At 42.5% G+C, this 7,607-nt stretch carries 8 protein-coding genes and 1 pseudogene; 6 read left to right on the top strand and 3 right to left on the bottom strand.

Translation table 11 applies throughout. The features are described 5' to 3' along the window. From WKF69_RS17560 to WKF69_RS17535, 6 genes and pseudogenes are all read left to right on the top strand, one after another. Positions 1–609 (top strand): annotated as a pseudogene (locus WKF69_RS17560) (anthranilate phosphoribosyltransferase); the annotation flags it as partial. 17 nt (positions 610–626) lie between these two features. Further along, positions 627–1,250: a phosphoribosylanthranilate isomerase gene (locus WKF69_RS17555; RefSeq protein ID WP_340383526.1), complete on the top strand. Its 624-nt coding sequence runs from the start codon at positions 627–629 to the stop codon at positions 1,248–1,250. 43 nt (positions 1,251–1,293) lie between these two features. Then, positions 1,294–2,502 carry a tryptophan synthase subunit beta gene (gene trpB, locus WKF69_RS17550; protein WP_340383525.1) on the top strand — a complete coding sequence of 403 codons (1,209 nt, stop codon included), beginning with the start codon at positions 1,294–1,296 and terminating at the stop codon, positions 2,500–2,502. A 14-nt stretch (positions 2,503–2,516) separates the two neighbouring features. Further along, positions 2,517–3,287: a tryptophan synthase subunit alpha gene (gene trpA, locus WKF69_RS17545; protein ID WP_340383524.1), complete on the top strand. Its 771-nt coding sequence runs from the start codon at positions 2,517–2,519 to the stop codon at positions 3,285–3,287. A gap of 253 nt (positions 3,288–3,540) precedes the next feature. Further along, complete coding sequence (gene nhaD, locus WKF69_RS17540) at positions 3,541–4,824, top strand: sodium:proton antiporter NhaD (RefSeq protein ID WP_340383523.1); 1,284 nt, start codon at positions 3,541–3,543, stop codon at positions 4,822–4,824. An 85-nt stretch (positions 4,825–4,909) separates the two neighbouring features. Continuing rightward, entirely contained in the window at positions 4,910–5,095 is a 186-nt protein-coding gene (locus tag WKF69_RS17535) for a hypothetical protein (protein WP_340383522.1), read from the top strand. On the opposite strand, the gene WKF69_RS17530 is transcribed toward WKF69_RS17535, so the two are convergent. The 3 genes from WKF69_RS17530 to WKF69_RS17520 all read right to left on the bottom strand — a co-directional run. Continuing rightward, positions 5,092–6,093 (bottom strand): FAD:protein FMN transferase, encoded by a 1,002-nt coding sequence (locus tag WKF69_RS17530; RefSeq protein ID WP_340383521.1) that lies wholly within the window; start codon positions 6,091–6,093, stop codon positions 5,092–5,094. The genes WKF69_RS17535 and WKF69_RS17530 overlap by 4 nt on opposite strands. A 9-nt stretch (positions 6,094–6,102) precedes the next feature. Beyond that, positions 6,103–7,368 carry an NADH:ubiquinone reductase (Na(+)-transporting) subunit F gene (gene nqrF / locus WKF69_RS17525; protein ID WP_340383520.1) on the bottom strand — a complete coding sequence of 422 codons (1,266 nt, stop codon included), beginning with the start codon at positions 7,366–7,368 and terminating at the stop codon, positions 6,103–6,105. Between the two features lie 30 nt (positions 7,369–7,398). Beyond that, the coding region (locus tag WKF69_RS17520) for an Rnf-Nqr domain containing protein (protein WP_340383519.1) at positions 7,399–7,607 on the bottom strand (209 nt) is incomplete at its 5' end.

Genomic DNA, 7,607 nt, shown 5'->3' with positions numbered 1-7,607 from the left:
GGATATACCTTCACAAATGATTCAGACACCTTGAGAAGAAGCCTGGACAGTGCTGGAATCTGTTTCCTCCACGCCCCTCTTTTTCACCCTGCAATGAAAAATGTTGCTCCGATTCGTAAAGAGCTTGGTGTTAAAACCTTTTTCAACATGCTTGGGCCAATGGTTAATCCTGCGCGGCCTCAAAACCAGCTTGTGGGAGTGTTTAGTCTCGAACTGGCACGCCTATATGCTTACCTGTATCAAAAATCTTCTTTAAAATATACCATTGTGCATGCGCTCGAAGGGTATGATGAGATATCACTAACCTGCGATTTTAAAACCTTCTCCGGAAGCGGCGAGCACATTCATTCGATATCTCAGATGGGTTTCGACAAGATCGATCCTTTGAAAATAGGGGGAGGGAGTACAGTTGAGGACTCTGCGACTATTTTCAAGAATGTACTGAATGGGAACGGAACTACAGAGCAGAATAATGTTGTGATCTGCAATGCAGCGATAGCAATAAGGACGATAAAACCACATCTTTCTTTTGCTGACTGTTTCTACGAGGCCGAAGAGTCATTGGTAAGCAAGAAGGCATTGGAAAGCTTTAAAAAACTAGTGGCATGATTATAAAAGTATGTGGAATGAAAGAACCTAAAAATATCAGGGGACTTGTGGAATTAAAGCCAGATTATGTGGGCTTTATATTTTATCCGCACTCAAAGAGGTTCGTTGGAGACCTGGAGGTAGGGGCCCTGGCGGCAATTCCCGGCTCGATAAAAAAGACCGGTGTGTTTGTCAATGAGGCAATGGATGTAATTGCAGACCAGGTCATCAACTATGACCTTGATGCCGTCCAGCTACATGGCGATGAGTCGCCGGATTTTTGCAGGTCGTTTAGAAAATTTCTTCACAACATGCAGACTGAAAAACATGTTGAGATAATCAAGGCATTCGGGATATCTGAAGAGTTTGATTTTGCGACTCTTTCGGGCTATGAGGATTTTGCAGACTTCTTCTTGTTTGATACCAAAACCAGTGATCATGGCGGATCAGGACGAACTTTTGACTGGAAGATTCTGGAGAAATATCATGGCAAAAAGCCCTACTTTCTAAGCGGAGGATTAAGCTCAGATAATATTCATGGAATTAATGAGATTAAGGACGTGCGTTTTTACGGTGTTGATCTGAACAGCAAGTTTGAGACTGACGCAGGAATAAAAGATATCGACAAATTGAGAAGTGTTTTTGAAAGAGTTAGGAGTTAAGCCACTAACAACTAATTACTAACAACAACCAAGAACTACTATTATGAATAGAGAATTTATAAAAAGTTCGGTGAACTGGGGGGTGAATGATAAAGGTTATTACGGTGATTTCGGCGGTGCCTATATCCCAGAAATGCTTTATCCGAACGTTGAAGAGCTGCGAACCAAGTATTTGGAGATCATTTACGAACCGTCTTTTCAAGAAAAGTTTCATAAGTTGCTTAAGGATTACGTAGGACGGCCTTCGCCATTGTTCCTGGCTGGGAGGTTATCCAAGAAATACGGTGCTAAGATTTTCCTTAAAAGAGAAGATCTGAATCATACCGGAGCTCATAAGATAAATAACACGGTAGGACAGATTTTGCTGGCTCAGCACTTGGGTAAAAAGCGGATAATAGCTGAGACAGGGGCTGGTCAGCATGGTGTTGCAACTGCTACCGTTTGTGCGTTAATGGGACTGGAGTGTGTGGTTTATATGGGAGAGATTGACATTGAGCGGCAGGCTCCTAACGTTGCCCGCATGAAAATGATGGGTGCGACCGTGATCCCTGCTACATCCGGTAGTAAAACGCTTAAGGATGCTACAAATGAAGCAATGCGTGACTGGATTAATAATCCGGTAGACACACATTATATAATCGGTTCTGTTGTCGGCCCTCATCCTTATCCAGATATGGTTGCCCGGTTTCAGTCGATTATTTCTGAGGAAACAAAAGCGCAGCTTAAAGAACAGACCGGATCTGAGAACCCGGACATAGTGATGGCCTGTGTAGGAGGGGGAAGTAATGCAATCGGTATGTTCTACCATTTCCTTGATGATGAGAACGTCAGGCTTATAGCCGTAGAAGCTGCAGGGTTAGGAGTTGGAAGCGGCGAATCTGCAGCCACAACAGCGCTTGGCAAAGAAGGTGTGTTGCATGGGAGCCGCTCGATCTTAATGCAGACAGACGACGGACAAGTAGTAGAGCCCTATTCAATCTCCGCCGGACTAGACTATCCTGGTATCGGCCCGCAGCATGCACATTTATTCAAAGCTGGCCGTGGCGAGTATGTTAGTGCTACAGATGATGAAGCTATGGACGCTGGAAAGTTATTAGCCGAACTGGAAGGTATCATTCCAGCAATTGAAAGTGCGCATGCCCTGGCTCATTTGGAGAAAATGAAATTCAAAGGAAATGAAACGGTAGTGATCTGTCTTTCGGGGCGAGGTGATAAAGACCTGGACAACTACATGAAACACTTCAACCTTTAACAACTATTCAAATAATGAACAGACTTAACGAACTTTTTAAGAATAAAACGAGTCCTATATTATCAATCTATTTTACTGCAGGATATCCTAATATAAACAGCACACTCGATATTGCTGAAGCATTGGAAAAAGGCGGTGCTGACTTTATAGAGATTGGTTTCCCTTATTCCGATCCTGTTGCCGATGGTCCGGTAATTCAGGCGAGCTCGCAGGTTGCGTTAAACAACGGAATGACCTTACCGATACTGTTCGAACAATTAAAAGAGCTTAGAAAGCGTGTATCTATCCCTGTGTTGCTGATGGGCTATGTTAACCCTGTGCTCCAATATGGAGTTGAGAATTTTTGTAATAAAGCTGCTGAAGTGGGTGTCGATGGCGTTATTGTTCCAGACCTGCCGATGTACGAATATGAGAACCTTTACAAGAACTGTTTCCTTGGGAATAACCTGAGCAATATATTTCTGGTAACACCACAAACCTCCGAAGAAAGGATCAGAAAGATTGACGGTCTGAGCAACGGGTTTATATACCTTCTCTCATCCTCTTCCACCACAGGCAAGGATCTGAAGGTTTCCAATGAAGGCGATGCTTACTTCCAAAGGATCAAAGACATGGAATTAAAAAACCCGACCATGATCGGGTTTGGAATCTCTGATCAGAAAAGCTTTAGTAAAGCTGCTGAATATACCCGGGGGGCTATTGTTGGGAGTGCTTTTGTGAAGTTTTTAGGGACGGATAAAGCTTTGAATCGAATTCCGGAATTTTTAAAGTCTATACGGCAATAATTGATCAGTGTTTTTTGATACTGGTAAGCTGTGAACCTTGAAGGTTGGCATAGCAATACGATTCTCCTGTCTGCGAACAAGCTCCAAAGAATTAGTAAGCGTCAATTCACATCAATCTGTTAATTTGATAAATCTTCTGATTAAATTGTAGTTAAAATAGTTTCTGATTTATTTGATAAACCTTTAGAGTTCTGTAACTTGTATCTTGGAATATTCTTAATCAGATGAATTTAATTGCTTAAATATCCAGGCTATGAACTTAATGATTATTGTTGTTTTTGTTATCGGCTACGCTGCAATAGCGTTCGAGCATCCTATCAAAATAAATAAAACAGCCAGTGCTCTGCTCACAGGTGTATTATGCTGGGCCATTTATATTATGAGCGGGTCCAACGTTGGTCTTGTCTCCGAACAGCTTTATGAGCATTTCGGACAAATTTCCGGGATACTGTTCTTTCTGCTTGGTGCGATGACAATTGTTGAGCTCGTAGATGCGCATGACGGATTTGAAGTGATAACGAGCAGGATCAATACTACTGATAAGCGGAAATTATTATGGATCATTAGTATCATTACCTTTTTTCTATCTGCTGTTCTTGACAATTTGACCACGACGATTGTGATGGTTTCTTTGCTGAGGAAACTTATAGGTGACAAACCCACAAGGATGTTTTTTGTGTGTATGGTCGTTTTAGCAGCAAACGCTGGCGGTGCCTGGTCTCCCGTAGGGGATGTTACTACTACTATGTTGTGGATTGGAGGACAGGTGACGACTGAAACCCTTATTCTGCATTTGTTTTTGCCAAGCTTAGCATGTCTCATGCTCCCGCTTTTTATATTATCATTTTCAATGAACGGTAAAATTGAAAATGCTGTAGTTAAAGAAAATGTTCAAACGGATAAGGCCACGTCTTTTGAGCGGAAGTTTGTTTTTTTCCTTGGAATTGGCGCTCTGCTTTTCGTTCCGTTTTTCAAGACAATCACGAATCTGCCGCCATTTATGGGCATATTATTTGGCCTTGCTGTGCTTTGGATCGTAACAGAGATCATTCATAAAAAGAAAAATGATGCCGATAAGGATGTCTATTCAGTAGTTCATGCACTTAGAAAGGTTGATGTGCCAAGCGTATTATTTTTTCTCGGTATCCTGGTTGCTATTTCCGCGCTGGAATCCACAGGCCAGTTACGGGATGTGGCAACGTATATGGATGAAAAGATCGGCAATTTAAATATTATTGTAATCTCAATAGGATTGCTTTCGTCCATTGTAGACAATGTTCCTTTGGTGGCTGCTGGTATGGGTATGTATGATATGACAACATATCCAACCGATCATTATTTCTGGTCGTTCCTGGCTTATTGTGCCGGAACCGGAGGAAGTTGTTTGATCATTGGTTCTGCAGCCGGAGTAGCCGCTATGGGTATGGAAAAGATTGATTTTCTATGGTACTTGAAAAAAATCAGCTTGTTAGCGTTGCTTGGTTACCTTGGAGGCGCCGGCATATTTTTATTGCAGCGTTACCTTTTGGGTTTTTGAGTCCAATGACAAGCTTTAAGAATCCTCTGTAATGATTTAAACCTGCAGATCTTGCCGGCCTTATTGAAATTTAGTAAATTTGATTATGGCTACCATTTTAATCAGTATTGTGCTTTTAGCTCTGGCAATTGCAGGCATCGCAATAAGGATACTACTAAAAAAGGATGGTAAATTTTCAGGTACCTGCAGTAGTAATAATCCGCTCTTACAGAATGAAGGAGGAGTATGCGGCATCTGCGGAGCGTTGCCGCAGGAAAAATGCAAATCCTAATTAAGTACCCTAATTGACTTTTTCAAACTTTCGGAAGCATACGTTTTCCAGATGCTGTTATCATCATAGATAAAAAAAACTTCTAAATTGAGATCCTCGTTTTTCGACAGGAACAGCTTCGATTGTTCCAATCCCATTACCATAAAAGCTGTTGCATAGGCATCTGCAGTCATAGCATCTTCAGCCAGAACTGTGGCGCTTAATATGTTCTGTTTTGCAGGATATCCGGTTCTGGGATCCAGAATATGGGCGTATTTCTTTCCGTCTTCTTCATAAAACTTTCTGTAGTTGCCAGAAGTGGCAAGCGCCCTGTTATTTAATTCGACAATTGCCTGAAGCTTTCGTTCGCTCCCTTGCTGTTCGTCTGGCTGATCGATTCCTACCGTCCAGCTTTCCTTGTTTTTGCGACCTTTTGCTATTAACTCGCCACCTAGTTCTATCAGATAATCGTTTACCCCATGCTTAGCCAGGTATGCTGCCAGGACGTCAACCGAATAACCCTGAGCAATCGCGTTGAAGTCGATAGTTATTTCTGGCTTTGCCTTGATGACCTGATCATTTTCGAGGGTTAACATTTTGTAGCCAACCGAACTTGTTAAACTGTCAATTGTCACACTGTCAATGACCGATTTTCTTGCCGGCCCAAACCCCCAGGCGTTTACAAGGGGCCCCACAGTCACGTCGAATAACCCCTTGGTTTTTTCAGAAACGCTTATTGATTTCAAAAATACATCCCTGAAATAACTATCGATAGCTACACCTTTTTCATTTCTGTTAATCCTGGAGATGATCGATGATTTTACCCATGTAGAAAGAGAAAGGTCCAGATCCCTCAGGATCGAGTCGATGCCAGGCTTAAGGTCCTTTGGGTCTTCAGATAAATATGTGATATGCCAGGTTGTGCCCTGAGCTTCACCGGAAACCTTACGAATCGTTTGATTTTCCCTGCATCCCAGGAGGGTCAGCAAAGTCAGAAAGATCAGTAGCGCAAGCCTCATAGAATGTTGTTATCCGCCAAAATCGTCGAATGCAATATTCTCAGGCGGAACCCCGAGGTCGTCGAGCATTTTAAAAACGGCAGAATTCATCATTGGTGGACCGCAGAGATAATATTCTATTTCTTCGGGCTCGGAATGGTCTTTGAGATAGTTTTCAAACAGCACGTTATGGATGAAACCTGTGTAGCCTGTCCAGTTATCCTCTGCCAAAGGCTCGGATAAGGCAATATTGTATTGAAAATTGGAGAAATCTTTTTCAATATCCCGGAAATGCTCGGTATAGAACACTTCCCTAAGGGAGCGGCCCCCGTACCAAAAACTGATCTTTCTCTCACTTTCTTTCTCTGTGTGAAAGAGATGGAAAAGATGAGAACGCAGGGGGGCCATGCCAGCCCCGCCGCCGATGTAGATCATTTCTTTTCTGGTGGGTTTAATATGGAAATCACCGAAAGGGCCTGCAATATCTACTTTGTCACCAGGCTTGAGAGCGAACACATAAGAAGAGCAGATCCCCGGATTCACATTAATGAACCCGCCTGCTTGCCTGTCGAAAGGAGGAGTAGCCAGCCGGATGTTAAGCATTATAATGTTGCCTTCGGCGGGATGATTGGCCATTGAATAAGCCCGGAATATTGGCTCCGGATTTTTCATTTTAAGATCCCAGATCTTGAACTTATCATAATCATCGCGAAAGCGGTCATCAATTTTGTAGAGTTCGTTTTTAAAGTCGACCTCTGTAACCGGGACATCTAATTGAATGTAGCAGCCGGATTCGAATTCCAGGAATTCGCCTTCAGGCAGTTTAACCACAAGCTCCTTTATATAGGTGGCCACATTGTCATTGGATATTACTTCACACTCCCATTTCTTAATTCCAAAGACTTCCTCAGGAATTTTAATCTCCATATCCTGCTTTACTTTTACCTGGCAACCGAGGCGCCAGTTGTCTTGTTGTTGTTTGCGTGTAAAGTAAGGCACTTCAGTAGTTAGAATCTCCCCACCACCGGAGAGAACCTGGCATTTACATAACGCGCATGTGCCGCCACCTCCACATGCAGAAGGCAGAAATATTTTTCGTTGGGCTAAGGTGCTAAGCAGAGTTGAACCTGCTTCAGTTTCAATACTTTCCTGATTGTTTATGTTGATCTTTACTAAGCCTGAAGGCATCAGTTTTGCTTTTGCAACAAGGATTATATAAACAAGCACTAAATTAAATGCGGTGAATATTACTACACTTGTCAGGATCGTTGTGATGTCAATAGCTAATAGGACCATAATGCTGATATTTTCTGTTGAACAGTGCTCTTAAAGCGTAATACCCATAAAACTCATAAACCCAATAGCCATTAAACCTGTTAGGATGAATGTGATACCTAAGCCTCTCAGCGGAGCTGGAATGTTGGAATAGCGGATCTTTTCCCGGATTGCTGACAGTGCAACTATTGCGAGAGCCCAGCCCACTCCTGAGCCAAAACCAAATACTGTAGCTTCACTTAAAGTTGAATATTCCCTTT

Source organism: Daejeonella sp. (assembly GCF_037719425.1).
Taxonomy (GTDB): domain Bacteria; phylum Bacteroidota; class Bacteroidia; order Sphingobacteriales; family Sphingobacteriaceae; genus Daejeonella.
This window is presented reverse-complemented; position numbering and strand designations above follow the sequence as displayed.

What these genes read in the sequence shown, in the direction of transcription:
- WKF69_RS17555 (WP_340383526.1), top strand. Translation starts at nt 627, where the DNA reads ATGAAAGAACCTAAAAATATCAGGGGACTTGTGGAATTAAAGCCAGAT.
- WKF69_RS17535 (WP_340383522.1), top strand. Translation starts at nt 4,910, where the DNA reads ATGGCTACCATTTTAATCAGTATTGTGCTTTTAGCTCTGGCAATTGCA.
- trpA (WP_340383524.1), top strand. Translation starts at nt 2,517, where the DNA reads ATGAACAGACTTAACGAACTTTTTAAGAATAAAACGAGTCCTATATTA.
- nqrF (WP_340383520.1), bottom strand. Translation starts at nt 7,368, where the DNA reads ATGGTCCTATTAGCTATTGACATCACAACGATCCTGACAAGTGTAGTA.
- trpB (WP_340383525.1), top strand. Translation starts at nt 1,294, where the DNA reads ATGAATAGAGAATTTATAAAAAGTTCGGTGAACTGGGGGGTGAATGAT.
- WKF69_RS17530 (WP_340383521.1), bottom strand. Translation starts at nt 6,093, where the DNA reads ATGAGGCTTGCGCTACTGATCTTTCTGACTTTGCTGACCCTCCTGGGA.
- nhaD (WP_340383523.1), top strand. Translation starts at nt 3,541, where the DNA reads ATGAACTTAATGATTATTGTTGTTTTTGTTATCGGCTACGCTGCAATA.